This is a genomic window from Maribacter sp. X9 (genome assembly GCF_048537565.1).
Taxonomy (GTDB): Bacteria; Bacteroidota; Bacteroidia; order Flavobacteriales; family Flavobacteriaceae; genus Maribacter.
On record NZ_CP183215.1, the window covers coordinates 368,316 to 394,717 of the forward strand.

Genomic DNA, 26,402 nt, shown 5'->3' on the forward strand with positions numbered 1-26,402 from the left:
TTCTAGTTTATATTAAAAACAGGTAGTCCTCTGTAAAAATCCAAGGTACTTTTATTAATTTCGGACCGTAGCCTTACCTGTAAATTTTCATTCTGCGCACTGGCATATAAGTTTTTGGCGGTAAAAAGTTCTAGTGCATTGATCAATCCTTTTTCATATCTTTTTTGAGCAATGGTGAAAGCAAGGTTTTGTGCTTCCATTTTTTGATTGCTTTGATCAAGTTCTACTAGTAACGAGTTGTGATCTTGCACCAATTTTTGTATGGTCTGAAAAAGCACTTGTTCTTGAGTCCTTAAGTTATTCTCCGCCCTAAGTTTCTCGATTTTCGCTTGTTTTACATTAGACCTTGCAGACCACCCATTACTAATGGGAACACGAAGATTAAGACCAATATATTGATTCGTGTTATTCTTGAACTGCTCTCTGAAAGGAACGGTTTTTCCTAACGTATCTCGGGTAGTTTCAAAATATCCTGTTCCTTTGCCCGCAAAAAGGGAGAGGGAAGGATACAATTTTCCTCTTGAAACCGCGACTTGCTTTTTGGCGGCTTTTGCCCTAAGTTCCTGAGACTTTATCAATGGTAAAAATTCGCGTGCTTCACTGTATATTGAGTCTGATTCAATCTCTTCATTTTCGAAATCTTCCGCTACATTTTTGAGATTCTTCTGGATTGAAATATCAGAGGTATTCTGCAAATTCATCTCTTGTATAAGGGTAAGCTTTGCGGCGGCAAGTTTATTTTTACTTTGGGTCACATTGAGTTCATCGGTCAATAATAAGGATTCTGCTTCGTATAGATCCGCACCAGCTTTCAAGCCCAATTCTATCTGCTTTTCCACCAGATTATAATTGGATTGTGAAACGCTTACCTGTTCCTTTGAAATTTCCACAAGTCCTTCAAAAAACTCAATGTCATAGAACGCCTGCATCACCCTGAAGGCCAATAAAAATTTTTGTTGCAAAACTTCCTCTTGGGTCGCCTTATATAAAAACTTAGAGGCCTTAATGGAGTTAATTTTTTGGAACCCCTGAAATAAATCGATAGAAGATTCCAAGGAATAATTGTTGGTGAAAAAATCTGTCGTTATAATATCATTGGTGAATGGATCCGTACTACGCCCATAGTTTATCGTATAACTAGAATAGCCTGTTATAGATGGTAGTAAATTACGGATGGATTGCCGGTACGTTTCTTTATTGGCAAGATTGTTATATTTAAAATCATTGAGATTTAAATTATTCTCTAAAGCAAAGGAAACGCACTCATCTAAAGTCCAACTATCTTGGGCAATAATCGTTCCCCAAATGGACAGCAGGAAAATAGTCGTTATTTTAAATTTTCTATTCATTTCTTAATTGGTATGCCATACCCAATACTATTTACATGCCATAATTATATCTATTTGAATATCAATATATTATAAAAATGAAAAATTCTCAACTACGTATGTACTGTAAAATTGTTGTACAGATACTGTAAAATATTTTGACACCCTTATAGAACGTATTCATTCTATTCGTAGTTTTAACTAGCCTATAAATCTAAACGCGCATGATCGATGCCAACATACTAGTAGTAGATGATACAAAAAGCGTATTAAGTGCTTTAGAAATATTGTTACAGTTTGAATATAAAAGTGTTAAGACCATATCAAATCCAAACCTACTTCCCTCTTTTCCGAACCTTAGCGAAATTGATATTATTCTTTTGGATATGAACTTTTCGGCCGGGGTCAATACAGGTAATGAAGGCTTGTATTGGTTACGTGAGATAAAAAAGAAGGCGCCCCATATTTCCGTGATTATGATGACCGCTTACGGGGCCATAGAGCTTGCGGTAGAGGCTTTGAAAGAAGGCGCATCCGATTTTGTGCTAAAACCCTGGAACAACGAACGGTTGTTAGCAACCGTAAAATCAGCCTATGAACTACGAAAGTCACAGAAAGAGGTACTGAAACTGCGGCAAACGGAAAGTAACCTAAAGCAGGTCATTAACCAGAACAACAATTATATCATAGGTAATTCAAAAGCCCTTAATAGTATCCTTAGTCTTGTTCAAAAAGTGGCCAAAACTGATGTGAACATTCTTGTAACCGGAGAAAATGGTACTGGAAAAGAGCTTATCGCGCGTGAACTACATAAATCATCTGCCAGAAGTTCAGAGGTTTTTATTTCTGTGGATATGGGTTCCATTTCGGAGAATTTGTTCGAAAGTGAGCTTTTCGGCCATGTAAAAGGTTCCTTTACAGACGCCAAGGAAGACCGTTCCGGTAAATTTGAAGCAGCCAATGGAGGTACCTTATTCCTCGATGAAATAGGAAACTTATCGCTACAGATGCAGGCCAAATTATTGTCGGTCATACAGAATAGGGTCGTCGTTAGGGTCGGTTCCAATAAACCGATTCCCGTCGATATTCGGCTTATCTGTGCCACCAATGGTAATTTGGAAAAAATGGTAGCTGACGGACTTTTTAGGGAAGATCTCTTATACCGCATCAATACCATACAAATTGAAGTTCCCGCGTTGCGTGATCGTGACGGCGATATATTGATTTTGGCCGATTTCTATTTAAAAAAATTCGGAAATAAATACGGCAAACCAAGCCTGAAAATAAACCAGCAGGCCCAAGAAAAACTATTGCAATATCCCTGGCCTGGAAACATTAGGGAATTGCTCCACACCATGGAGCGTGCAGTGATACTTTCTGAAGGTAATGTTCTTAAACCGTCAGACTTTCTGCTCGAGAACAAAACGACACCATCGACCGAGAACGGCCCCAAAACCTTGGAAGAAATGGAATTGATGATGATCAACAAGGCCCTTAACGAGCATGATGGTAATTATAGTGCCGCTGCAGACCAATTGGGTATCTCACGACAGACTCTTTACAACAAACTAAAAAAGTCAGGCAACTAATGGTCAGCAGAAGTATTTATTACCAACTGATCTTTAGGATCATCTGTATTTCCATCTCGGCCTTATTGGCCGCCTACCTCTTCTTTGACAAACATTATTTGTCTTCGGTTATTATCTTTCTTCTATTCATCGGTCAGGCCTATGGGCTTGTCTATTATGTGAACCAAACCAACAGAAAGATAGCCTACTTTTTTGATGCTATAAAAAATGAAGATTTCACCCTACGTTTTCCTGAAAAGCTCAGTGTAAAATCGATGGAAGAGCTTAATCACAGTTTGAACATGCTCAATCACATGATTCAGGACATCCATCTAAAAAAACAAGCCCAGGAGCAATATTATCAAGAAATATTAAGACAGGCCGATATCGGTATTTTTACGATCAACGATAAGGGTCATATCCTATATGCAAATCCTACCATACAACACATTTTAAACTATAGGCCACTTAACCATATCAAACAACTAAAACAGATAGACCCAAAATTGTACACCCTTTTCGATTCTCTAGAACCCTTTGAAAATACAGTGTATTCTTTGGGAAACGAACGGGGAAAAAAAGAACTTACCTTAAAATGTACACCGATCACCATTGAAGGAAAAAAATTATTATTGGTGATCGTACATGATATACAAAAGGAATTGGATGACAAGGAAACGGATTCTTGGGTAAAATTGATACGTGTTCTTACCCATGAAATCATGAACACTATTACACCGATCACCTCTATCTCAGAATCTATTTTAAAATATTATAAAAAAGGTACTAAACTAACGGCTCCCGAAGAGTTCAGTGAAATACAGATCAGCAATACCGCTAAAGGGTTGGAGGTTATTAAAGAACAAGGAAACGACCTCATGAGTTTTGTGCAATCTTATCGTACTTTTTTAAGTGTGCCAGAGCCCGATAGAAAGCTTATTCAAGCAAAAAAACTTTTAGAGAAAGTACGATTGCTGTTACAAGAATATACGAGTGAGCACAGCATTAATTTGAAAGTTGACTGCCAGCCTGAAGAACTGGAACTTTATATAGATGAGAAACAACTGACACAAGTGCTACTGAATTTAGGTAAAAACGCACAACAGGCTCTTGAAAATCAAGAAAATGGTCAGATCAACATTAAAGCCGGTATTGATGAACAAGGGAAAAAATACATTACGGTAATGGACAATGGCCCGGGTATACCCAAAGAACTTATAGATGAGATTTTTGTTCCTTTTTTCACCACAAAAAACGCTGGAACCGGTATTGGATTAAGCCTTACCAAACAAATTATGCGCCTACACGGTGGTTCAATTCGTGTGGTCTCTAGCGATAGCACCACCTTTATCCTAACCTTTGAATAATCTTTAAATTTCTGCTTGTAGCTCTTTGAAAGGATCCCAAAAATATTTTTCGAGGTTCACAATTTGATGATCTACGATTTCAACCCCTTCACTTTCCAACAATTGTTGCATCAAGTTTGTCCCATCAAAGTGATGTTTACCCGTTAAAAGTCCCACTTTATTCACGACCCGATGTGCCGGTATATCCTCCGTGTTGTGTGATGCATTCATGGCCCAACCAACCATTCGAGCACTACGAGCTGCACCCAAGTACTTGGCAATAGCTCCGTAAGAAGTTACACGCCCTTCGGGAATAAGCCGTGCCACCTGATATACTTTTTCAAAGAAATTTTCATTTTCAGATATCATGTATTCACTAGCTTTGATGAAATAATCGGATACTCGTTATAATGAAGAGCACAACCATTAGAAAACTCAGTATATAATTGCTGTTTTTAGAAAAAGCGTTCGTTTTATGCTCCATTTTATTAAAATAGACCACATAGATATACATGGCCAAAAAGGTACCGCTACCTGCCGCCAAAATATAAATAACTTCATCTATTATTTTGTAGGTCATGATTCCTTGACCATGAAATACAGTATTCAAACCGCTATAATAGGGTATTGCCAGTAGGTTTATCAGGGCCAAAAAAATACCTTTTGAAAAACTATTCCGCTTTTTGGCCTCGGTCATCACAAAAGTTTCTTTGTGCTGGTTCTTGGCCTTTCGAAAAAAGTAGATAGCCAAAATTAAAAAAATGACTAACACTATTTGCAATAAGACCTCAACGATATGCTGGTTTCTTGAAATATACTTGGCTATACGTACGGCAATGTACGTTTGCAACATTACGGCTATGGCAACACCCAAGCCAAAGATGACCCCGTTCGATTTCCCTTTTTCTATACTTGTCTTAGCCGCGTTCAAGTTCAACAAGCCTGGTGGTAGTGAAGCTATAAAAGCAGCACAAAGGGTAAAAATAAACAAGGTTATCAATTGTTGCATGTACTCAGTTTACGCTGAACCTGATAAAGGTAATAGGTTTTCCTTTTTCAAGATACTGATTTTCGTAAAAAGTCTGTATTTCAAGCACTTCTGCCGGACTACCTTCGTTTTTATAAATATCGTGATTGGAATAATGCACCTTCAAGCCCAGCCCGTGAAGCAAACCTAAGGTGTACCCATGCATGAATTCACTATCGGTCTTCAAATTCACGATGCCATTAGGTACTAAAATGCGTTTATAGCGTTCCAAAAATGCGGTATTGGTCATCCGATGCTTGGTGCGCTTATACTTAATTTGTGGATCAGGAAAGGTTATCCAAATCTCGGCGACTTCATGTTCTCCAAAAACTTGATCTACGAGTTCTATTTGGGTACGTAAGAACGCTATATTGGTCAATTTCTCATCTAGAGCGGTTTTTGCACCCCTCCAAAAACGGGCCCCTTTAATATCGATGCCAATAAAATTCTTGTTCGGGAATCTTTTCGCTAAACCAACCGTGTATTCACCTTTACCACACCCCAATTCAAGTACAATAGGATTATCATTCTTAAAATGTTCGTTCCACTTTCCTTTGAGTGGAAAACCATTGGTCACCTCTTCTCGGCTAGGTTGAATGACATTCGAAAAGGTCTCGTTTTCCTGAAATCGCTTTAATTTATTTTTACTTCCCACAGTTTTGAATTCTAAACAGGGGCAAAGCTAAGAAAAAAGACAGGGTTTGGGATTATTACGCATCCTCTAATTGGGACGTGCTTTTTTCCAAGGTAAATGAAAACTCAGAGCCAACCTCAACGGCACTTTCCACATAGATTTTTTCTCCGTGGGCTTCAATGACATGCTTTACAATCGCCAATCCTAATCCAGAACCTCCTTCTCGCCTACTGCCACTCTGATCCACTCTATAAAATCGTTCAAAAAGTCTGGGTATATGAACTGTCGGGATTCCTTCACCATTATCCGTCACGCGTATAATCACTTTGTTCTTCACCAAATTCTCAACACTCACTTCGGTAGTGCCGTTGTCATTGCCGTACTTAATGGAATTCACCAGCAAATTGGTTAGAACCTGCTGTATCTTTTCTTTATCTGCGTAAACAAAAATCGGCTTGGTATAAGTAATATCAAACGTAAGTGAAATATTCTTTTTTGCCGCCTTCATTTCCAATAGATCGAAGACGCTTTGAATCAACTCTACAATATTGAAGGACTTTTTTTCCAAATTCAAATCACCAACTTCTAGTTTGGTGATCAAATCAAGATCTTTTACAATATAAATTAACCGATCCACCGCTTTGTTCGCACGGATGATATATTTCTTACGGACATTTTTATCGTCAATGGCACCGTCCAATAAAGTTTCCAAATAGCCTTGGACCGTGAACAATGGGGTTTTCAGTTCATGGGAAACATTCCCCAAGAAATCCTTGCGGTACTCCTCTCGGATTTTGAGGGTATCGATTTCAATTTTTTTATCCTTAGCAAATTTTTCGATTTCGGCAGTCAACGTTCGCATATCGGTCGTTACAGGATAGGACGGAATAGTGGAAGACTCCAACAACGCCACATCATCGTAGATTTTTTTAATGCGCTTGTAAATAAATTTTTCAATTCTAACCTGTAAGGTAATAAAGGAAGTGACAAAGAACAGTATTGCAGCTGAAGTAAGTATTCCCCAATGCATAGCATTGAAACTCCATTGCAAAAAACCCAAAACCAAGGTGGCAATTACAGCAATATATATGGATGAGCGAAACGCGAAACGATACGACTTCTTAGAACGTAAAGGAGCTGCCATTTATAGCACAAACTTATATCCAACTCCCTTAACGGTCTTAAAGTGGTCTTCCCCTATTTTTTCCCTCAGTTTTCTGATGTGCACATCAATAGTGCGACCACCGACGACCACCTCATTGCCCCAAACTTTATCAAGGATAACCTCTCTCTTAAAAACCTTACTGGGCTTGGATGTTAATAATGCAAGCAGTTCAAACTCTTTTCGCGGCAGAATAATCTCTTTGCCTTTTTTTATAATCTTGTATTCTTCCCTATTGATAACGATATCACCAACTTTGGTAATGTCATCTTGGGTATTTTCTTCATTTTTAATACGCCTGAGAAGGGCATTTACCTTACTCACCAGTACCTTTGGTTTAATGGGTTTGGTAATGTAATCATCTGCTCCGGCATCAAAACCGGCCACTTGCGAATAATCTTCGCCCCGAGCTGTTAAAAAGGTGATAATAGTATTTTCCAAGCCTGGGGTTCTTCTTAAGATTTCACAAGCTTCTATACCATCCATCTCTGGCATCATCACATCTAAAATGATAAGATGCGGCATTTTCTTTTTTGCCTTCGCCACACCGTCGGCACCATTTTTGGCCGTATACACATCATAGCCTTCAGCAGAAAGGTTGTAGCCAATAATTTCAAGAATATCCGGTTCATCATCAACTAAAAGTATCCTAATGTCCTTCTTTTTCATTTGTAGCTATTTATTTGATTATTAAAGATTTGGCTAATATAGCTCATCCAAGATTTTGGTCTATCTCCAAAATAATCAGAGGTCTTTTAACTGGTCTCTAATTGATTTAATTGGCTCAAAAGTAAAGATAATACTATTACCGCTACATGAGTTAACGTTGATTTAATGTAGTAACGTTTAGGTAACACTAACAAAATAAAGGTTTAACATGAGCGTAACTTGACTTTTACAACCACTAGTTTCCTTTGCGGCGGTTATATAACTATATTTTGATGAAACATATTTTTACGGTTTGCCTGCTTTTAACGATTACAATTCTTTCTGCGCAGGAGAAAGGCAGTATTGTCGGTAAACTCACAGATAAAGAGGTGAACAATGAACCTCTAGCTTTTGCCAATGTTATTATTAAAGGAACAACGATAGGTACAACTTCTGATTTTGATGGTCTTTATGAAATTGCTAGCCTAGATCCAGGAACGTATACCATTCAAGTAAGTTATTTGGGATATGAAACTGCTGAAATTCCAGGTATTGAAGTAGTTGCCGGAAAAGTAACTACCTTAAATGTACCTATGAGTGCCTCAGAAGGAGTTTCACTTGATGAGGTCACTGTCACAACAGTAGCTCGAAAGGATTCTGAGACCGCTCTATTGTTAGACCAAAAGAAAACAGTAACACTTGAAACAGCTATTGGAGCTCAAGAATTGGCCAGAAAAGGAGCGAATGATGCAGCTACTGCTCTAAGTAAAGTAACTGGTATTTCTAAAGAGGAGGGTTCTGGTAATGTATATGTACGTGGTTTAGGAGATAGATTTAATATTACTACCTTAAATGGCCTTCCACTCCCATCCAACAATACTTCAAAAAAGAATATTGACCTAGGCATTTTTAGCACGAGTATTATTGAGTCGATAGGAATCGATAAAACTTTTAACGCCAGTAATTATGGTGATTTTGGCGGAGCCAACATAAACATTCTATCCAGAGATTATAACGGCTCAGGTTTTTTCGAATTAACCGCACAATCTGGTGCTAATACAGAAGCTATAGGAGTTGATAATTTCTACCTCAATGATGGTCCGGATTTTTCAGGATTTTATAATTCAGACATCCCCAATAATCCATTTTCCAATACATTTTCAACAAGTTGGGATAGAAAAAAAACCGCATCACCTATCAACTCTAAATTCATCTTAAAAGGAGGTGACTCATACAATCTAGGTGAAAATACACGATTGAATTTCTTCGCTATTGGCTCATTCGCAAACAACAATAATTATAGGCAAGGTGTGAATAGAGGGGCTCCAAATGTCGGAAACGGTTTGCCAAATTCAGATTTTGACTATGAGCGATTTAGCTATATAACTTCAACTACACTCATGAGTAATATTGGTTTGAGGCTGGGAACAGGAAACTCCATTAAGTACAACTTTCTTTTGCTCAACAATTCTGAACAAAAACAAGAAGAATTTACAGGTATAATTGACCGAGAAGATGATGCCCCAGAAGGTGGTGGCTTTATACAAAGAGCTACTTTCGATAGAACATCATTGTACATACATCAATTATTGGGCGAACATAATATCAACGAAAACCTAGAAATTAATTGGGGAACAGCTTATAATTACGTAAAAAATGTGATACCGGATAGAAGACAAAACACCCTTCTACCCGTAAAGAATAATCAACCGGATGGACCTAAATCATTTGCTCTAGTCTCTGCGGCTTCCGAAAATCATAGATTCTACCAAGAATTGGATGAAGAAGAAATTGCAGCTAACATTTCATCAACTTATAAGTTTGAAAAAAATGCTGAGGAAGAGTTTAATGGAAAAATCACTTTAGGTTATAACGGAAGATTTAAAAATGTCGATTTTGATGCTACTCAATTTAATTATCAATTCTTAAATGTAGCTCAACAACCAGAAGTAAATCCAAGAAATATTGATGCCTATTTTGAGGAAAATCCGTTAAGTTCAGGGTTATACCAAATTAGAACCTTTAGAGGGCCATCTTCATTCGCTGATGCGCTTCTACCACAAACCTACGGAGGAGAACAACAAATAAATGCTGCCTTTATAACTTTCGAATATAGTTTTTCAACAAAATTTACATTGTTTGCAGGAGCAAGAGGAGAGCAGATTACTCAGGATATTAATTGGAATACAGTTATTCAAGGAGAGGGCAACAACAATTTGGACATTTTTGAATTCTTACCTTCTTTAGCATTGAAATACGCCTTAAATGACAAAAACAATTTAAGATTTGCCGCAAGTAGAACCTACACATTGCCTCAATTCAAGGAGCGCGCACCGTTCCTATTTCAAGAAGAAATTAATCAAGATTCTTTTGGTAATCCCGATTTGGTCAATTCCATTAACTATAATTTTGATTTACGTTGGGAATTATTTCCATCTTCCAGTGAGCTAATATCACTAGGAGTTTTTGGAAAACTTATACAAGACCCTATAAATACTTTCTTAGTCGTTTCTGCGGCCAATGATTTGAGTTATGCAAATACGGGTGATACCGCAACGGCTTTTGGGGCAGAGCTTGAAGTAAGACTAAATATTCTTGACCATGAAAAAGAAACAGAAAACACTTTCTTAAAAGAAGCCCTAACAATAGGTGGGAATATATCATACCTAAACACTAACCAAGAGTTAGATTCTAAAAAAGTTTCAAGCGAAACAAGTTTATCCGCTGCGTTTACGAATACAGAAGCACCATTGCAGGGTGCTTCAGACATTTTATTGAATGGTGATATTAGTTACTATTTAGAATTTGCTGAAGAAAAGAACTTTAGATCGACCTTGGCAGCCAACTACTTCTCAGAAAGATTATATGCATTGGGAAGTACCGGTAGGGGACATCTCATAGATAAAGGGTATGTAACCTTAGATTTAATTTCAAAAGCGGAATTTGGAAAACATATAGGAATAGGTTTAAATCTAAGAAATTTATTAAATCCAATAATAAAAAGAGTAAATGAAAATGCAAAAGGCAAACTTGACCTAGAAAACCCTGCAATCCCTGGATTTTTGGAAGATGGCCCTGTCACTGTCCTTTCGTACAGGCGAGGCATGGATTTATCCGCATCGCTTACCTATAAATTCTAACAATAATATAATACCCTAATTATTTAAAAATAAGTATAATTCAAAATTTGTAAACATGAAAAAAAGAATTTTTACCCTAATGCTGGGTCTATCTACATTGGTTTTCGTAACCTCCTGTAGTGACGACGATACAATACCAACCAACCAACCGACCTGTTCCGATGGAATAAAAAATGGTGATGAAACAGACATAGACTGTGGTGGATCTTGCACTGCATGCGCTACCGAATCAGTCGATTTAGAAGGTGATGTTACAGAGGACACTACTCTTGACGCTACCGTAGCTTACAATCTTACAGGCGCTTATGTAGTAAAATCTGGTTCTTCTCTAACAATTCCAGCCGGAACAACAATTAAGGCTGCTGGAGGAACCGCAGCTTTTATTGGCGTAGAAAGAGGTGCGCAAATATTCATTAATGGTACCGCTACCGCCCCAGTAGTTATGACATCAGGAGCTGCTAGCCCATCAGCAGGTGATTGGGGTGGTTTGGTAATTGCAGGTGATGCGCCTACCAATAAAGGAAATGATGTTACTACCGAAGTTGGTGATTTAACCTACGGAGGTTCTAACTCTTCTGATGATTCTGGTGATATAACCTACTTAAGGGTTGAGTATACTGGTGCTACTTTTTCCAATGACAAAGAATTTAATGGTGTTTCTTTGTTCGGAGTTGGTTCAGGAACTAAATTCGAAAACGTAGAATCATATATGGGTGGCGATGACGGTATTGAATTTTTTGGTGGTTCTGTAAGTGGAGTTAATTTAGTATCTATCGGAAGTGGTGATGATTCTATTGATTTTGCAGATGGATGGACAGGTAGTGGATCAAACTGGTACATTGCTCAAGGTGCTAAAGCTGGTATCGAAGGTTCAAACAATGGAGATGACGGTAACGCAACTCCGGTAACAACAACAACTTTAAGTAACGTAACAGTTGTTGGTCCTGTTACAGAAGGTGCTCTTTATTTTAAAGAAGGTGGTGGAAACTTTACCATTGACAATTTTTATGTGAGTGGAGCTGATTTGGGAATAAAGGTTAAAAATACAGATACTGAAGCCAATGCTAGAATCGACGCTGATAATTTGACAATTACAAACATTCAATTTGCTGATACCCCTGCAGAATTTACCGCTACAGATTACGCTGGAATCAACTTAGATTTCTACGTTGAAGGTTTGGCTACTGGTGCTGGTAATGGTGCTGCCGCTCCTGACTGGGCTGCTGGTTGGACAATAGGCTTAAGCAATAGTGCTTCTACCCAACAAAATTTAGCTGGCGTGGTTACGGGTGATGTTTCATTGGATGCAAATATTGAGTATATTCTTACAAGCGGTTTCGTGGTAAAAGAAGGTGGTTCATTAACCATTCCAGCCGGAACAACAATTAAAGCGACAGGTGGTACCGCTGCCTTCATTGGTGTAGAAAAAGGTGCTCAAATATTTATTAATGGTACTGCAACCGCTCCTGTAGTTATGACTTCAGGTTCTGATACACCTGCAGCAGGTGACTGGGGTGGGTTGGTAATTGCTGGTAACGCTCCAACCAACAAAGGTGTTAATGTTACAACAGAAGTTGGAGACTTAACTTATGGAGGAAACGAAAGCACTGATGATTCTGGTGACATCACCTATTTAAGAGTTGAGTATACTGGTGCTACTTTTTCCAATGACAAAGAATTTAATGGTGTTTCTTTGTTCGGAGTTGGTTCAGGAACTAAATTCGAAAACGTAGAATCATATATGGGTGGCGATGACGGTATTGAGTTTTTTGGTGGTTCTGTAAGTGGAGTTAATTTAGTATCTATCGGAAGTGGTGATGATTCTATTGATTTTGCAGATGGATGGACAGGTACTGGTACTAACTGGTACATTAAAGGTGGTGCAAAAGCCGGTATCGAAGGTTCAAACAACGGTGATGATGGGGATGCTACACCCGTTACTACTACAACCTTAGCTAATATTACGGTAGTTGGTCCTGTGACAGAAGGTGCTCTATACTTCAAAGAAGGCGGCGGATCTTTTACCATAACCAATTTCTACACTTCAGGCGTTGATTTAGGAGTTAAAGTAAAAGATACTGATGCTGAAGCCAGTGTTCGTATAGAGGCTAATGCTCTAACTATTAATCCAATGCAGTTCGATAATCCTGCTACTGGTCTAATTCAAACAGACTATACCGGTTCAAACCTTAGTTTTATTACTGTTGGTGAAACAACTGGTGCTGGTAATGGTGCAGAAGAGCCCACATGGGCAGCTGGCTGGACCGTCGGTATCAACTAGAGAAAATAATCTTTTAATTTAAGTAAAAAGCCCGCAAATTGCGGGCTTTTTTACGTTTCATCGAAAAAAAACAAAGAATAGATCTACCCCCTTGACTTTCAGGCATCAATATTCCTATATTTGTGGTATACAATTTGTATTGTAGTCGCGTATGAAGAAACTTTACGTAATCCTCTTTTTCCTTTTTATTTCTTTCAGCTATGGGCAAAGTGCTCAAAGCAGTGGAGAGATAGAGGGTTTTAGCATGTATCCAAATCCGGTTACGACAGGTAAGGTTTATATTTCAACGACCCTTAACGCCCCCAAGGAAATTCTTATCTATGATGTTTTTGGAACTTTATTGCTTAAAACAAAGATTTTAGGCAAAGAATTAAATATCGGTGATTTAGATGCTGGTGTTTATGTACTTCGTGTCTTTGAAAAAGATAGAGTAGCTACCCGAAAATTAATTATAAAATAACATTTATATCCGTTATTTCGCCGCTTAACCCTACAAACCCACATCGTTTAACGACACATATTTTCGATGAGTTACACCTCGTATCTCATTGACCTACATAATCTTAACTTTCACAACATTTTCAAAAGCCTAACCTAGCCAAACGGTATCTTTATAGTGTTGATCCCAAATCAATTGTTATGAAGAAAATCTACTTTTTACTACTTATGGTATGTTCCATTGGTATGTATGCACAGGATACCATTGATTTTAACAACCTACGCAATGATGAAATCGCTGGATTCAAGCTTTATCCGAACCCTGTTATGGCAGATGTGGTTTATATAACTTCTGAACAGAATACTACAAAAGAAGTTCGTATCTATGATGTTTTTGGTGAATTGGTACATACTGATCGGCTTACCACAAAAGCCATGGATATTTCACGTCTTTCACCGGGTGTTTATATGGTTCAGGTAACAGAGACCGAAAAATCAATTACCCGTAAATTAGTGGTCAGATAATATCACTTCTTTACGAAAAATCGAATCAGATAAAATAATTTGGTTCAGTACCTTTGCTTCAATTTGTAAAATAAATGAGGCAAAATGCTATTTTCGATATACGCACAGAAGGGGAATTTCTAACCCAAGCACTGCGTACTTTTTCATTTCAATACTACAACAACCAAGTATATCGTTCTTTTTGCGCTCATTTAAACGTCAAGCCGGATCAGGTAAAGACCTTAGAACAAATTCCATTCCTTCCCATCGAATTTTTTAAGTCTAAAAATGTAACCAGTTCTACGCAACCACCAGAAATCGTATTTAGTAGTAGTGGTACAACAGGTAGCGAAACCAGTAAGCATTATGTAACAGATCTTGAAATCTATCAACAGAGTTACTTAAATGGCTTTACTGGATTTTATGGAGATATAACCGACTATTGTATTGTAGCCCTATTACCTTCCTATTTAGAGCGTACAGGCTCCTCTTTAATCTATATGGTCGAAGATTTAATCTCCAAATCCAAACATCCTAAAAGTGGCTTCTTCTTAAAAGAGTATGAAAAGCTAAGCCATCTCTTACAAGAATTACAACATACACATGTAAAAACATTGGTCATTGGGGTTTCCTTTGCCTTATTAGAGTTTACCGAACAATATAAGTTGTCACTTAAAAACACCATAATCATGGAAACGGGTGGTATGAAAGGCCGCCGCAAAGAACTTATACGGCAAGAATTACATCAATTACTAAAGGATGGATTCGGAGTGCGCGAAATACATTCGGAATATGGGATGACGGAGTTATTATCGCAGGCGTATTCTAAGGGCAACGGAGTGTTCGAATGTCCTCCTTGGATGAAAATCCTCATCCGTGATACAGAAGACCCCTTAACGTATCAGAAAGAGGGAAAAACGGGAGGCATCAATGTTATCGACCTGGCCAATATAAACTCCTGCTCCTTTATTGCCACACAAGACTTAGGCAAAGTGGTCACGCAAGGTTCTTTTGAAATCATTGGGCGGTTCGATAATTCGGATATTAGGGGATGTAACTTATTGGTGCTTTAGTTCTTCACTAGTTCATAATCTAACCCAGGACCATCACATGCCATCCATGTATTGGTAATCTCACTTGCAGATCTATACATTAAAATTTCCTTATTATCCCCTGTACAATTACCTACCAAGCCTTCTCCTGTCTCGTAAGTAAGTTCTAAAGAATGGGCTGTATCGGTTTCATATTCCACTACCTCAAAAGTACCACTAGCTTCTACGACCAAATCATCTTTGGTTCTTGATTTTACAAAAGTACCTTCGGGCGAAAACAGATAGTATTCTTGCCAATCCATGGCTTCTCCCTTAGTTTCCGAACCTACAAAAGCACCGGTCATTCTAATTAATTCCCATTTTTGAGTACTATACATGAACTCGGTAGACTCCAATCCAAAATCATCTGGATTTGAACAAGATATAATACAAAAAACTACTATGAGAAATGCCGATAACTTCTTCATAATCCAATCCTTAAGAATACAGTGAAGATGCCATTTTTTTAAATACGTTGCGTTAACAAATCGTTAAAGTCCCAATATCTTTGCATCTACAAAAAAGGTAGAATTTACCTGTAGTTCATGATCAGTACTCATCAACTCATCGGTTACGGTATGTAAACGAAGACTGAATTCATCTTTTTTGATGTATTCTTTTAAATCTTTATCCTCTGTATTCAAAAGTATGGTACCTCCTGCATTTGCAGGAACTTCATCAAGAGAGGCAACCAAAATCTCGTCCAATCCATCTGCGGAAATATAAACCTCAACAGAATTTAAAAAACTGAAATCGGCATCACTAGGAGAAATGATCACCATCTCCAACTCGGTTAACTTAATTTCCTCAATGAGATCCTTTCGAGTATCATTGACTTCAAATTTAGATTCTGAATTTGTTTCCGTCTCTGGTGTAAAAACATCAAATGGTAAATCTACCCCCGCAGAAGATGGTATGGTTACCCTTTGATTATATTCTATATCAAATTTTGTAAGCTCATCTAACTTATCGCAAGAACTGAATAAAATAACAAAGCAAAACGCAGCACCAATACTTTTGAACATAAACCTAAAATTTTATATTAAGCTAACGTTTTAAATTTCGAAATATTGGAATCATTTCAAAAAAACAAAGCTTATCGATCTCAACTAAATGAGACTGGTACGTTTTGTAGTTACGTGCCGAATCACAAATCATCGTAATTAGCTGTACTACATTAAATTGACGCATTATTTATAGGTGAATCTGATAAATCAGCATAATAGTTTCTCGGAACCTTATTTCATCACCAGAACAAAATAATTTTTCTTGCCGCGTTGCAACAATATAAATTTATCATTGATAAGGTCTTCTTTGGTGATGATGTAATCCTCCTTTACTTTTTCCTTATTTACCGAGATGGAATTCTGCTTTAATTCTCGCCTGGCCTCTCCGTTAGAACCTAAAAAATTGGTTTTGGCAGCAAGTGCCGCGATCATATCCAAACCATCATCTAATTCTGTTCTAGAAATTTCTGCCTGGGGCACGCCTTCGAATATTTCTAAAAAGGTTTTTTCGTTCAGTACTTTTAAGTCCGACGCGGTTGATCTGCCGAATAAAATTTCGCTTGCCCGCACAGCATTATCCAAGTCGTCTTGGGAGTGCACCATAACGGTGATCTCATCGGCCAATCTCTTTTGAAGTAAGCGCAAATGAGGTGCTTCTTTATGTTGGGTACTTAAATCCTCTATTTCCTGTTGATTCAAAAAAGTAAATATCTTGATATACTTTTCGGCATCCTCATCTGAGGTATTCAACCAATATTGGTAAAATTTATAAGGTGATGTACGTTCGGCATCCAGCCACACATTGCCCCCTTCTGTCTTTCCAAATTTGGTGCCATCGGCCTTTGTAATTAGAGGACACGTAAGTGCGTAGCCCTTTCCATTACCTATTCTTCGGATCAATTCGGTTCCAGTGGTAATATTGCCCCATTGATCACTACCGCCCATTTGAAGACTGCAATTATGTGTTCTGTACAAATGCAGAAAATCATATCCCTGCACCAGTTGATAGGTAAATTCGGTAAATGACATTCCTACTTTATCTTCTGCCGCTAGTCTTTTCTTTACCGAGTCTTTAGACATCATATAATTCACGGTAATGTGCTTACCTACATCCCGAATGAATTCCAAGAATGTAAAATCCTTCATCCAGTCATAATTATTGACCAATACGGCAGCGTTAGCACCATCACCACTAAAATCTAAAAATCGGGACAGCTGTTCTTTTAAAGCATTCTGATTATGTCGTAAAGTTTTTTCATCGAGTAAATTTCGCTCAGCAGATTTGCCGGATGGATCCCCGATCATGCCTGTAGCACCGCCAATTAGCGCATAAGGTTTATGGCCCGCCAATTGAAAATGGCGTAACATCATTACCCCTACCAAATGACCGATATGTAACGAATCTGCCGTGGGATCGATCCCCACGTAGGCAGCTTGCATTCCTTCCAATAAATGTTCCTCTGTTCCCGGCATGGCATCATGCAACATTCCACGCCACTGCAACTCCTTGACAAAATTTGTTGTCATCCTTTACTTAATTTTATTTGAGCTGCAAATATAAATGGAATTCTTGCCAGTACCCAGAAGATCAAAGCAGGAATTTATCCATCTGTATTTGCTAACTTTGAAATATGGTACTGGTTACGGGAGGCACAGGATTGGTGGGATCGCATTTATTGCTACAATTGGTATTAGCGAAGACCAATGTTAGGGCTATCTATAGAACCCCCAAGAAACTGGAGCAGGTCAAAAAAATCTTTTACTATCATTCACAAGATGCTCAGTTGCTTTTTGATAGCATCGATTGGAGGCAGGGCGACATTTTAGATATCCCCTCTTTGGAAGAAGCTTATGAGGGGGTAACCTATGTGTACCATTGTGCTGCTTTTATTTCCTTCAATCCTTCGGATTTCAAAAAACTGGAGCGTGTAAATCGAGAAGGCACGGCGAATATTGTAAACATGTCCATTGCAAAAGGGATTCAAAAACTGTGTTATGTGAGTACCATTGGCACTATCGGACGGGCAGGAGCCCTAAAAATGGCTGACGAGGAAACTGAATGGAGCCGACAGCACGCGAACCCCTATGCCCTAACAAAATACTTAGCGGAAATGGAAGTATGGCGTGGCGCCCAAGAACAGCTGGAAGTGGTTATAGTAAATCCCGGGGTAATTTTAGGTCCCGGATATTGGGAGAACGGCAGTGGTACTTTTTTTAAAACAGCCTCAAAAGGATACAACTATTACCCCCCAGGAAGCTCAGGATTTGTCACGGTAACCGATGTTATAAAAATAATGGTGCAACTCATGCGCTCTGACATACAAGGCGAACGATACATAACCGTGGCCGAAAATCTAACCTATAAAGAAACCCTAAGCAGAATCGCAACGGCAATGGGTAAGAACCCACCAGAGAAAGAACTTAATATAAGTTTGTTGAAAGTAGGACGTTTTATAGATTGGCTGCAGCATAAAGTCACAGGAAAAGCAAGGACCATCACAAAAAGTACTATTTATGGACTTACGCACCCAACTACCTTTAGTAGCCGTAAATTAAAACAAGCCTTAGAATTTGAATTTGAACCCTTGGATAAGACGATAGAACGATGCGCAGAACTATTTATTGAGGAGATTTCAGAGTAGGAATAGTATCTTTTAAGCTTGAATCGATTTCCTTTTTCGTGGACTTTTGCAAAAGGTCAAGGCTGTCTTTCACCTTTTTATCCTCCTCCATCTGTAGTCTTTCATTTTCCAAACTAGATTCTACTTTTTTATACAAGGTTTCGTAGACCAATGGCAACGAGGCATAATACCGGTCACTATCTACAAACTGGGTACTGTCTATTTCATATTTCTCAAATACAAAAGAGGTAGGATCAATTCCATTATTACGCAATTTCCCGAGATCGGTGCCCTTTGCGGCATTGACGATGGCCATCTCCTTTAAGATCAAGACCATTTTATCCTGAGGGATTAAATTATCCGGCTTTTCCACTAACTTTTCTACACAGGAAAAAAGAAGTAGCATCACTAAACCCAAAATAATACGCTGTATCATGGTCTATTAAAAGTTAAACGTTTAGCCGCGCGAACTTCAGAAAATCTTCCGTTAGAATATGCCAAATGGCCATTGATAATGGTATGGGCTATTTTTGAAGAAAAAGTAATTCCCTCAAAAGGAGACCATTTACATTTATAGGCAATATTTTCCTTACTTACCGTCCATGGGTCGTTCAAATCGACCACTACCAAATCGGCAAAATAGCCCTCGCGTATGAACCCGCGTTCTTCGATCTGAAACAGAATTGCAGGGTTGTGACACATTTTCTGGACTATTTTTTCAAGTGTTATTTTTCCTTGTTCCACTTTTTGCAGCATAGCAGGCAGCGCATGTTGCACCAAAGGACCCCCTGAAGGGGCTTTGGTATATACATTATCCTTTTCCTCCAATAAATGAGGGGCATGGTCTGTAGCGATCACATCAATACGGTCGTCTAATAACGCCTCCCATAACATCTCACGGTCTTTTGAAGTTTTCACAGCAGGATTCCATTTGATCAAGGTGCCTTTATCTGCATAGTCCGCATCAGAGAACCACAAATGGTGGATACACACCTCGGCGGTTATTTTCTTTTGTTCTAATGGAATATCATTTCGAAACAAATCGGTTTCCTTTCCGGTCGATAAATGGAATACGTGTAATCTAGCCCCTGTTTTCTTAGCCAAGGCAATGGCCCTGGAAGATGAGAGATAACATGCTTCTTCACTTCGTATGATAGGATGATATTGTATGGGAATAGCTTCGCCGAATTCTGCTTGGTATTTTGCAAGGTTCTCTCTTATCGTGGTTTCATCTTCACAATGTGCCGAAATAACCATCTCTGTATTCTTAAATATGTTTTCGATCACCTGTTCATCATCGACCAACATATTACCTGTTGATGACCCTAAGAAAAGTTTTATACCAGAGCAAGCATTTTTATCCAATCGTTTTAACTCCTCCAAATTGTCATTCGTGCCGCCAAATAGAAACGAATAATTAGCAAACGAGGAAGCAGCCGCCATGCTAAACTTTTCCTCTAGTTTTTCTATGGTCGTGGTCTGGGGGGTGGTATTGGGTTGCTCCATAAAGGTGGTTATGCCACCAGCTATTGCCGCTCTACTTTCAGTTGCAATGTTTCCTTTATAGGTAAGACCAGGCTCCCTAAAATGTACTTGGTCATCTATAATCCCCGGTAAAATATGCATGCCACTTACATCGATTACTTCTGCATTAGCATCCGTAATATCACTAGCTATTTTAACGATAATATCATCTACGATCAGAACATCACTTTCTTGAATGCTTCCCTCATTTACGATACTCCCATTCTTCAATAGAATTCTACCCATGCTTAAAATTTATTCTTTAAAAAAAGACTTCTTACCTTCATAACAAATACTCCCCATATAGCCTCGCTGATAATAGAGGAACTCATTTTAGATTTGCCCAAGACCCTGTCCCTGAATATAATGGAAACCTCCTCAATTTTAAATTTCTTCAAATAGGCCCTAAACTTCATTTCTATCTGAAAGGCATATCCAACAAAGCGAACAGAATCCAGATCAATGGTTTCCAAGACATGTCTTTTATAACATACGAAGCCTGCCGTTGGGTCATGCACACGCATTCCCGTAATCAACTTGACATAGACAGATGCCCCATAAGACAACAAAACGCGATACAATGGCCAATTTACTACATTGACCCCTTTCTTGTACCTAGAACCCACGGCAACATCGGCCCCATTGATACAGGCACGCTGTAGCCGTAACAAATCTGAAGGGGTATGCGAAAAATCGGCATCCATTTCAAAAATATAATCATAGGCCTTATGAATCGCCCATTTGAATCCATGAATGTAAGCGGTTCCTAAACCAGATTTTTCAGTCCTAGTCTCTAAAAAAAGTTTTCCCTTGAATTCCTCTTGAAGGCCCCTAACGCAATCGCCCGTTTTATCGGGAGAATTATCATCCACAATTAGGATATGAAATTCTTTTTGCAAATCGAACACCGCCCTTATTATGGCCTCTACATTCTCTATTTCATTATAGGTAGGTATGATTACAATACTATGGGCCATATTTTATTCATCGGTATTTTCACAAAAGTAAGGTTTTAATGGTCGTTTTAAAATGGGCACAAAAGCTTTATGAAATTTTTAAACTAGGTAGGTAATCTTTAATTTGTAATTTTGCCGCCAAGTATCCGATGCGAATGTTGACCAAAATTCCGAAGAAATTCTACTTTTTCTTAGCTGCTATTTTTATTCTTAACCTGATCCAATCTAGTTTTACGCAGCTCATATTTGATGAAGCGTACTATTGGTATTACAGTCAAAATATGGCTTGGGGCTATTTTGACCACCCACCCATGGTGGCGGTAATGATCAAAATAAGTAGTTATTTCTTCAACGGGGAACTTGGTGTGCGCTTTATAAGTTGTATCCTTTCCACAGTAAATATCTTATTGCTTTGGCTAATGATAGATGCACCAAAAAAGAATGGTTACATAAAACAGTTCTTCATTTTGGTCTTTTCCATGACGTTGTTAAACGCGTATGGCTTTTTTACCTTACCCGATACCCCCTTACTGTTTTTTACGAGTTGCTTTCTATTGACCTATAAACATTTTATAAAAAACCCCTCCATTGCTCTTTCCATTGTATTAGGGGTTTTCATGGCCGCTTTGATGTATAGTAAATACCATGCGGTTTTGGTCATATTTTTTGTGCTTTTATCCAATCTTAAATTGGTGAAGAACAAATATGCGTGGCTTTCGGTATTTATAGCCTTAATCTGCTATAGCCCTCATTTTTATTGGTTGTACGAAAATGATTTTGTCTCCATTAAATACCATTTGTACGAAAGGCCTAACGGAGCCTATAGCTTTGAAAAATATACCTTAGGATTTTTCGTGAACCTCGTGGCCATTTTTGGACTTACCTTTCCTTTTATCTACAAAGCACTCTTTAGAAGCAATGGCAAGGAACTTTTTAATAGAGCACTTATTTTTCTAACTTATGGAGTGATCCTCTTCTTTTTTGTTTCCAGTTTCAATAGAAGGGTACAGACCCAATGGATCATCATTATCTGTATTCCACTGGTCATTATCGCATTCAATTACATGCTTGCAAACAAACAGGCCTTAAAATGGATATTCAGATTAGGAATTATTAATGCCGTATTGATTATCTATTTACGCATAGGGCTCGCTTATCAACCCTTATTATTCAATTTTTTCTATGAAAGTCACGGTAACAAAGAATGGGTCAAGGCCATTGAAGAGAAAGTAGGCTCCATTCCTGTTATCTTTGAAAATTCATATCGAAATGCGCCGATGTATTCTTTTTACACCAAGGGAACCCCGACATTCTCATTGAACAATTTTATGTACCGCAAGAATCAATACTCCATAGACGATTCTGAAGAGAAGATGAGAGGAAAAGATGTCGCCTATATTTCAAAGTATATCAATGACAATTCTTTTTCCTACGAAAAGCCGGACGGCGGACTATATAAAGGGAAATTTATATCTGATTTTGAATCGTTCCGTAAGGTGGAGTGTATCATCGATGAGACTGAAATTTCATTGCATGCTGATCGTAACCTCACATTAAAAGTTTACAATCCTTATAAAATACCCATCGACTTAAAAAAATTGAAATTCGCGGTCGTTTATATGGACGACTATAAAACCCCTCAAGAAACCTTGGGGATTACGCCAAAGCCTATTAAAGCCAATAAGGCCTTATTAACACCAAAGGATACCACCTATTTTAATTTTGAACTACCTAAGACAAAAAAAGAAAACATTGGTTACTTTAGAATAGTGATTTCAGAGAACAATCTCTATTATGGCTTAAATGGGAAACCGATTGCTATCAAGTAATGGAACCGATAACCAGAACATTCGCCCAAACCGATTGGATCACCCTAACATTAGTTGGTAGTCTGCTATTCCTGCTCTTTGCGAAAGGTTTTTACTATTCCCGGTTTTTTAGCTTTATTATCCTGCCCTTTAATAACAAGTACATTACCATGTACACTAAAAAAGAAAAACTGTTCAACTGGTTCCATATACTTTGGAGTGTTTTTCAAATTATCAACACCACTCTTTTCATATTTTTTGTCTGGAAAACTTTTATTCGCCCTACCGAAGAAAAAAATTCTTTGATTTTCCCTTTATTTTTGGCAGCAGTTTTCATTTTCCTTAGTATCAAAACTTTAGCGCAATTATTGAATGGCTTTATTTTTAATAGCTATAAAATATTCAATGAATTGATTTTCAGAAAGTTATCATATCTTAATTATGCCGGTATAATTTTGTTCATTGCCAATGTTATCTTGACCTATGTTTTAGTAGATTCAAAAATTGTGATTTTCATAGCCTTCATTTTGTTCATGGCCATTAATATAATAGGCTGGGTGACAGTGATCAGGAATAACCAAAAATTCATAAGCTCCTATTTTTTCTATTTTATTTTGTACCTTTGCGCACTCGAAATTGCACCCTTAGTAATTATGGGAAGCTTTCTAAAATAGTGCAGCGTATGAAAGTAAAAACGATTTTGGTATCACAACCGGAACCAAAAATGGAGAATTCCCCTTATTCTAAACTCATTGAAAAAGAGAAAGTAAAGGTTGATTTTAGACCATTTATTCATGTAGAAGGAGTTGATGCAAAAAATGTGCGTCAACAGAAGATAGATTTGAATGATTTTACGGCCATTATACTTACCAGTAGAAATGCAGTTGATCATTTTTTTAGGATTGCCGAAGAAATGCGTTTCAAGGTCCCAGATTCTATGAAATATTTCTGTCAATCAGAAGCTGTTGCCTATTACCTTCAAAAGTATGTGATTTACAGAAAACGTAAAATTTATGTAGGCAAGCGGTTGTTCACCGATTTGGTTCCTCTTATAAAAAAATACAAGGATGAAAAATTCCTACTTCCATCATCTGACGTACTTAAGCCAGATGTTCCCGAAACGTTGGGCACATTGAACATTAATTGGAAAAGGGCCATTTTTTACAAAACCGTAATCAGTGATCTTTCAGATTTAAGGGATGTGTACTATGACATATTGGTTTTCTTTAGTCCATCGGGAATTGAATCACTCTTGCAAAACTTTCCCGATTTCGAACAAAAAGAAACGAGAATTGCTGTTTTCGGAAATTCAACCGTAGATGCCGCGACCGATGCTGGACTTCGGATAGACATAAAAGCACCAACACCGGAAACACCATCGATGACCATGGCACTTCAAAAATATATTACAAGCGTAAATAAATAAGAGTTTTAAAAATTAGAAAAAAAGCCTTGCAATGCAAGGCTTTTTTAATTCTAAAACGCGTACCGTTGAGGACCGCCTCTTCGTATTTCTTCACTGGCATATTGCTCGTACTTTTTAAAGTTTTCCCTAAAAGCGGTCGTCAGCTTAAAAGCGGTCGTATAATATTTCTGGTCGTTATTCCATGTAGCCCTTGGACTCAATACAGATGATGGCACTCCGGTGCATTCTCTGGGCTGTGCCACCCCAAAAACAGAATGAATATGGTATTTGTCGTAGGAATATAATCCTAACTCCCCGCTCAGGGCTGCAGAAATCATGGCCCTGGTATACTTTAACTTCATACGCGTACCTATTCCATAAGGGCCACCTGTCCAGCCCGTATTCACCAACCAAACATCCACCCCAGATTCTTTCATTTTCTTACTAAGCATTTCCGCATACTTCGTTGGATGTAATGGCATAAACGGTGCCCCGAAACAAGCTGAAAAAGATGGTTGTGGCTCTACCACACCCGCTTCTGTACCGGCAACCTTTGCCGTATATCCAGAAATGAAATGATATGCCGCTTGGCTGGGCGTTAATTTGGATATTGGAGGTAACACCCCAAAAGCATCCGCCGTAAGAAAGAAAATATTCTTGACGTTTTTACCGATGGACGGTTCCTGAATATTATCGATATGATAAATAGGATAACTTACCCGGGTATTCTGGGTGATGGAGGTATCCGAAAAATCCACATTGCCCTCATGGTCCAATATCACATTTTCTAAAATGGCCCCAGGCCTGATCGCCCCATAAATTTCCGGCTCTTGTTCTTCGGACAGATTGATGACCTTGGCATAGCATCCACCTTCAAAATTAAAAACGCTATTCCTACTCGTCCAACCGTGTTCATCATCGCCGATCAGTTTACGGTTAGGATCGGTAGATAGGGTCGTTTTTCCCGTACCGGACAATCCAAAGAAAATCGCCGTATCGCCCCCCTTACCCACATTGGCAGAACAGTGCATGGGCAGAGTCTCCTTATAGACCGGTAAAATGAAATTTAAGGCCGAAAAGATTCCCTTTTTAATTTCTCCCGTATATCCGGTACCGCCAATTAAGGCAATCTTATCCGTAAAATTTAAAATGGCAAAATTATGCTGCCGGGTTCCATCGACTTCTGCATCTGCCATAAAACCGGGTGCATTGATGACGGTCCACTCGGGCGTAAAGTCCTTAAGTTCCGCTTCCGTAGGTCTTAAGAACATATTGTACGAGAACATGTTGGACCAGGGATATTCATTAATTACCCGAATGTTCAACTTGTATTCAGGATCGGCACAGGCATAACAATCCCTAATGAACAATTCCTTTTCATTCAAATAGGCAATCACTTTTTGGTAAAGGCCGTCAAATTTAGCCGCTTCAAAAGGAATGTTTATTGGTCCCCACCACACTTTGTCTTTGGTGATATCATCCTTAACGATGAACCGATCCATTGGTGATCTGCCCGTAAATTCTCCGGTATTCACCGCCAAGGTTCCATTATTGGTTTCAACACCCATTCCCCTTTCTAAAGTTTCCTTTTGAAGCTGGTCAGGACTTTCTTGATAATGAAAATTGGAATGTGTTATTCCGTATGGTTTTAAAGAAATCGAAGTTGTGTTTGCCGATGCCCTTTTCATGCTTTGAAATATTTAGTTAGGTAAAACTAAAAAAATTAAAGATGAACCTTTGAAACTCAGGGCACAATTAGCCCCAATCCTCGTCGAAATACGAAATTGATCAAAGAAACCGGAAAAGTCTGGTTAATTATTGGTAGATTTCTTTTATTGTCTATGTATTTTTCATATAAAATCCACTTTTGATACGTAATCATTGGTTTTGATTGATTATATTATGAATTACATA

General features: G+C 38.2%; 24 protein-coding genes. 11 read left to right on the forward strand and 13 right to left on the reverse strand.

The window, feature by feature from the left end; all coding sequences use genetic code 11:
* Window positions 1-2 precede the first annotated feature (2 nt).
* Entirely contained in the window at window positions 3-1,349 is a 1,347-nt protein-coding gene (locus tag ACNR9Q_RS01450; protein ID WP_419212804.1) for a TolC family protein, read from the reverse strand.
* 203 nt (window positions 1,350-1,552) lie between these two features.
* Here ACNR9Q_RS01450 and ACNR9Q_RS01455 point away from each other — a divergent pair, with 203 nt between their 5' ends.
* Entirely contained in the window at window positions 1,553-2,917 is a 1,365-nt protein-coding gene (locus tag ACNR9Q_RS01455) for a sigma-54-dependent transcriptional regulator (RefSeq protein ID WP_419212805.1), read from the forward strand.
* Window positions 2,917-4,263, forward strand: coding sequence for a sensor histidine kinase (locus ACNR9Q_RS01460; protein WP_419212806.1), 1,347 nt, complete (start codon window positions 2,917-2,919; stop codon window positions 4,261-4,263). Before ACNR9Q_RS01455 ends, ACNR9Q_RS01460 begins: the two co-directional genes overlap by 1 nt.
* 3 nt (window positions 4,264-4,266) lie before the next feature.
* On the opposite strand, the gene ACNR9Q_RS01465 is transcribed toward ACNR9Q_RS01460, so the two are convergent.
* The 5 genes from ACNR9Q_RS01465 to ACNR9Q_RS01485 are packed head-to-tail and all read right to left on the reverse strand — an operon-like array spanning window position 4,267 to window position 7,734.
* Window positions 4,267-4,611: an MGMT family protein gene (locus ACNR9Q_RS01465; RefSeq protein ID WP_419212807.1), complete on the reverse strand. Its 345-nt coding sequence runs from the start codon at window positions 4,609-4,611 to the stop codon at window positions 4,267-4,269.
* Window positions 4,612-4,618: 7 nt separating this feature from the next.
* A complete protein-coding gene (locus tag ACNR9Q_RS01470; protein WP_419212808.1) occupies window positions 4,619-5,251 on the reverse strand; it encodes a LysE family transporter in 633 nt (210 codons plus the stop codon).
* Window positions 5,252-5,255: 4 nt separating this feature from the next.
* The gene (gene trmB, locus ACNR9Q_RS01475; protein ID WP_419212809.1) at window positions 5,256-5,924 is read right to left on the reverse strand and encodes a tRNA (guanosine(46)-N7)-methyltransferase TrmB; all 669 of its coding nucleotides are present in this window, start codon (window positions 5,922-5,924) and stop codon (window positions 5,256-5,258) included.
* Window positions 5,925-5,979: 55 nt separating this feature from the next.
* Window positions 5,980-7,047, reverse strand: coding sequence for a sensor histidine kinase (locus ACNR9Q_RS01480; protein ID WP_419212810.1), 1,068 nt, complete (start codon window positions 7,045-7,047; stop codon window positions 5,980-5,982).
* Entirely contained in the window at window positions 7,048-7,734 is a 687-nt protein-coding gene (locus ACNR9Q_RS01485) for a response regulator transcription factor (protein WP_419212811.1), read from the reverse strand. It abuts the gene before it with no gap.
* 272 nt (window positions 7,735-8,006) lie between these two features.
* On the opposite strand from ACNR9Q_RS01485, the gene ACNR9Q_RS01490 reads away from it, so the two are divergent.
* From ACNR9Q_RS01490 to ACNR9Q_RS01510, 5 genes are all read left to right on the forward strand, one after another.
* Complete coding sequence (locus ACNR9Q_RS01490) at window positions 8,007-10,853, forward strand: TonB-dependent receptor domain-containing protein (protein WP_419212812.1); 2,847 nt, start codon at window positions 8,007-8,009, stop codon at window positions 10,851-10,853.
* 55 nt (window positions 10,854-10,908) lie between these two features.
* Window positions 10,909-13,134, forward strand: a complete 2,226-nt coding sequence (locus tag ACNR9Q_RS01495; protein WP_419212813.1) for a hypothetical protein — start codon at window positions 10,909-10,911, stop codon at window positions 13,132-13,134.
* Window positions 13,135-13,285: 151 nt separating this feature from the next.
* Window positions 13,286-13,594 (forward strand): T9SS type A sorting domain-containing protein, encoded by a 309-nt coding sequence (locus ACNR9Q_RS01500; protein ID WP_419212814.1) that lies wholly within the window; start codon window positions 13,286-13,288, stop codon window positions 13,592-13,594.
* 179 nt (window positions 13,595-13,773) lie between these two features.
* Window positions 13,774-14,097 carry a T9SS type A sorting domain-containing protein gene (locus ACNR9Q_RS01505; protein WP_419212815.1) on the forward strand — a complete coding sequence of 108 codons (324 nt, stop codon included), beginning with the start codon at window positions 13,774-13,776 and terminating at the stop codon, window positions 14,095-14,097.
* A 74-nt stretch (window positions 14,098-14,171) separates the two neighbouring features.
* Window positions 14,172-15,149: an acyl transferase gene (locus ACNR9Q_RS01510; RefSeq protein WP_419212816.1), complete on the forward strand. Its 978-nt coding sequence runs from the start codon at window positions 14,172-14,174 to the stop codon at window positions 15,147-15,149.
* Here ACNR9Q_RS01510 and ACNR9Q_RS01515 read toward each other — a convergent pair.
* The 3 genes from ACNR9Q_RS01515 to tyrS all read right to left on the reverse strand — a co-directional run bounded on the left by ACNR9Q_RS01515 (window position 15,146) and on the right by tyrS (window position 17,701).
* Window positions 15,146-15,595: a hypothetical protein gene (locus ACNR9Q_RS01515; RefSeq protein WP_419212817.1), complete on the reverse strand. Its 450-nt coding sequence runs from the start codon at window positions 15,593-15,595 to the stop codon at window positions 15,146-15,148. The genes ACNR9Q_RS01510 and ACNR9Q_RS01515 overlap by 4 nt on opposite strands.
* A gap of 63 nt (window positions 15,596-15,658) precedes the next feature.
* Window positions 15,659-16,192: a hypothetical protein gene (locus ACNR9Q_RS01520; RefSeq protein WP_419212818.1), complete on the reverse strand. Its 534-nt coding sequence runs from the start codon at window positions 16,190-16,192 to the stop codon at window positions 15,659-15,661.
* A 213-nt stretch (window positions 16,193-16,405) separates the two neighbouring features.
* A complete protein-coding gene (tyrS, locus tag ACNR9Q_RS01525) occupies window positions 16,406-17,701 on the reverse strand; it encodes a tyrosine--tRNA ligase (RefSeq protein ID WP_419212819.1) in 1,296 nt (431 codons plus the stop codon).
* 104 nt (window positions 17,702-17,805) lie between these two features.
* Here tyrS and ACNR9Q_RS01530 point away from each other — a divergent pair, with 104 nt between their 5' ends.
* Entirely contained in the window at window positions 17,806-18,816 is a 1,011-nt protein-coding gene (locus ACNR9Q_RS01530; RefSeq protein WP_419212820.1) for an NAD-dependent epimerase/dehydratase family protein, read from the forward strand.
* On the opposite strand, the gene ACNR9Q_RS01535 is transcribed toward ACNR9Q_RS01530, so the two are convergent.
* Genes ACNR9Q_RS01535 through ACNR9Q_RS01545 form a run of 3 tightly spaced genes read right to left on the reverse strand, consistent with a single transcriptional unit; the run spans window position 18,794 to window position 21,296 of the window.
* Entirely contained in the window at window positions 18,794-19,231 is a 438-nt protein-coding gene (locus tag ACNR9Q_RS01535) for a DUF4296 domain-containing protein (RefSeq protein WP_419212821.1), read from the reverse strand. The genes ACNR9Q_RS01530 and ACNR9Q_RS01535 overlap by 23 nt on opposite strands.
* Window positions 19,228-20,565 carry a dihydroorotase gene (locus tag ACNR9Q_RS01540; protein WP_419212822.1) on the reverse strand — a complete coding sequence of 446 codons (1,338 nt, stop codon included), beginning with the start codon at window positions 20,563-20,565 and terminating at the stop codon, window positions 19,228-19,230. Before ACNR9Q_RS01540 ends, ACNR9Q_RS01535 begins: the two co-directional genes overlap by 4 nt.
* Window positions 20,566-20,567: 2 nt before the next feature.
* Window positions 20,568-21,296 (reverse strand): polyprenol monophosphomannose synthase, encoded by a 729-nt coding sequence (locus tag ACNR9Q_RS01545; protein ID WP_419212823.1) that lies wholly within the window; start codon window positions 21,294-21,296, stop codon window positions 20,568-20,570.
* Window positions 21,297-21,430: 134 nt separating this feature from the next.
* On the opposite strand from ACNR9Q_RS01545, the gene ACNR9Q_RS01550 reads away from it, so the two are divergent.
* Genes ACNR9Q_RS01550 through ACNR9Q_RS01560 form a run of 3 tightly spaced genes read left to right on the forward strand, consistent with a single transcriptional unit; the run spans window position 21,431 to window position 24,509 of the window.
* Complete coding sequence (locus tag ACNR9Q_RS01550) at window positions 21,431-23,104, forward strand: ArnT family glycosyltransferase (RefSeq protein ID WP_419212824.1); 1,674 nt, start codon at window positions 21,431-21,433, stop codon at window positions 23,102-23,104.
* Complete coding sequence (locus tag ACNR9Q_RS01555) at window positions 23,104-23,757, forward strand: DUF4271 domain-containing protein (RefSeq protein ID WP_419212825.1); 654 nt, start codon at window positions 23,104-23,106, stop codon at window positions 23,755-23,757. Before ACNR9Q_RS01550 ends, ACNR9Q_RS01555 begins: the two co-directional genes overlap by 1 nt.
* Window positions 23,758-23,765: 8 nt before the next feature.
* Window positions 23,766-24,509, forward strand: a complete 744-nt coding sequence (locus ACNR9Q_RS01560; protein ID WP_419212826.1) for a uroporphyrinogen-III synthase — start codon at window positions 23,766-23,768, stop codon at window positions 24,507-24,509.
* A 50-nt stretch (window positions 24,510-24,559) separates the two neighbouring features.
* Here ACNR9Q_RS01560 and pckA read toward each other — a convergent pair whose 3' ends face one another.
* A complete protein-coding gene (gene pckA / locus ACNR9Q_RS01565) occupies window positions 24,560-26,176 on the reverse strand; it encodes a phosphoenolpyruvate carboxykinase (ATP) (RefSeq protein ID WP_419212827.1) in 1,617 nt (538 codons plus the stop codon).
* Between the last annotated feature and the right edge of the window lie 226 nt (window positions 26,177-26,402).

Bases quoted from the DNA above. Each gene is read 5' to 3' on its own strand.
- ACNR9Q_RS01450 (WP_419212804.1), bottom strand. From the start codon at position 1,349: ATGAATAGAAAATTTAAAATAACGACTATTTTCCTGCTGTCCATTTGG.
- ACNR9Q_RS01455 (WP_419212805.1), top strand. From the start codon at position 1,553: ATGATCGATGCCAACATACTAGTAGTAGATGATACAAAAAGCGTATTA.
- ACNR9Q_RS01460 (WP_419212806.1), top strand. From the start codon at position 2,917: ATGGTCAGCAGAAGTATTTATTACCAACTGATCTTTAGGATCATCTGT.
- ACNR9Q_RS01465 (WP_419212807.1), bottom strand. From the start codon at position 4,611: ATGATATCTGAAAATGAAAATTTCTTTGAAAAAGTATATCAGGTGGCA.
- ACNR9Q_RS01470 (WP_419212808.1), bottom strand. From the start codon at position 5,251: ATGCAACAATTGATAACCTTGTTTATTTTTACCCTTTGTGCTGCTTTT.
- ACNR9Q_RS01480 (WP_419212810.1), bottom strand. From the start codon at position 7,047: ATGGCAGCTCCTTTACGTTCTAAGAAGTCGTATCGTTTCGCGTTTCGC.
- ACNR9Q_RS01485 (WP_419212811.1), bottom strand. From the start codon at position 7,734: ATGAAAAAGAAGGACATTAGGATACTTTTAGTTGATGATGAACCGGAT.
- ACNR9Q_RS01490 (WP_419212812.1), top strand. From the start codon at position 8,007: ATGAAACATATTTTTACGGTTTGCCTGCTTTTAACGATTACAATTCTT.
- ACNR9Q_RS01495 (WP_419212813.1), top strand. From the start codon at position 10,909: ATGAAAAAAAGAATTTTTACCCTAATGCTGGGTCTATCTACATTGGTT.
- ACNR9Q_RS01500 (WP_419212814.1), top strand. From the start codon at position 13,286: ATGAAGAAACTTTACGTAATCCTCTTTTTCCTTTTTATTTCTTTCAGC.
- ACNR9Q_RS01505 (WP_419212815.1), top strand. From the start codon at position 13,774: ATGAAGAAAATCTACTTTTTACTACTTATGGTATGTTCCATTGGTATG.
- ACNR9Q_RS01510 (WP_419212816.1), top strand. From the start codon at position 14,172: ATGAGGCAAAATGCTATTTTCGATATACGCACAGAAGGGGAATTTCTA.
- ACNR9Q_RS01515 (WP_419212817.1), bottom strand. From the start codon at position 15,595: ATGAAGAAGTTATCGGCATTTCTCATAGTAGTTTTTTGTATTATATCT.
- ACNR9Q_RS01520 (WP_419212818.1), bottom strand. From the start codon at position 16,192: ATGTTCAAAAGTATTGGTGCTGCGTTTTGCTTTGTTATTTTATTCAGT.
- tyrS (WP_419212819.1), bottom strand. From the start codon at position 17,701: ATGACAACAAATTTTGTCAAGGAGTTGCAGTGGCGTGGAATGTTGCAT.
- ACNR9Q_RS01530 (WP_419212820.1), top strand. From the start codon at position 17,806: ATGGTACTGGTTACGGGAGGCACAGGATTGGTGGGATCGCATTTATTG.
- ACNR9Q_RS01535 (WP_419212821.1), bottom strand. From the start codon at position 19,231: ATGATACAGCGTATTATTTTGGGTTTAGTGATGCTACTTCTTTTTTCC.
- ACNR9Q_RS01540 (WP_419212822.1), bottom strand. From the start codon at position 20,565: ATGGGTAGAATTCTATTGAAGAATGGGAGTATCGTAAATGAGGGAAGC.
- ACNR9Q_RS01545 (WP_419212823.1), bottom strand. From the start codon at position 21,296: ATGGCCCATAGTATTGTAATCATACCTACCTATAATGAAATAGAGAAT.
- ACNR9Q_RS01550 (WP_419212824.1), top strand. From the start codon at position 21,431: ATGTTGACCAAAATTCCGAAGAAATTCTACTTTTTCTTAGCTGCTATT.
- ACNR9Q_RS01555 (WP_419212825.1), top strand. From the start codon at position 23,104: ATGGAACCGATAACCAGAACATTCGCCCAAACCGATTGGATCACCCTA.
- ACNR9Q_RS01560 (WP_419212826.1), top strand. From the start codon at position 23,766: ATGAAAGTAAAAACGATTTTGGTATCACAACCGGAACCAAAAATGGAG.
- pckA (WP_419212827.1), bottom strand. From the start codon at position 26,176: ATGAAAAGGGCATCGGCAAACACAACTTCGATTTCTTTAAAACCATAC.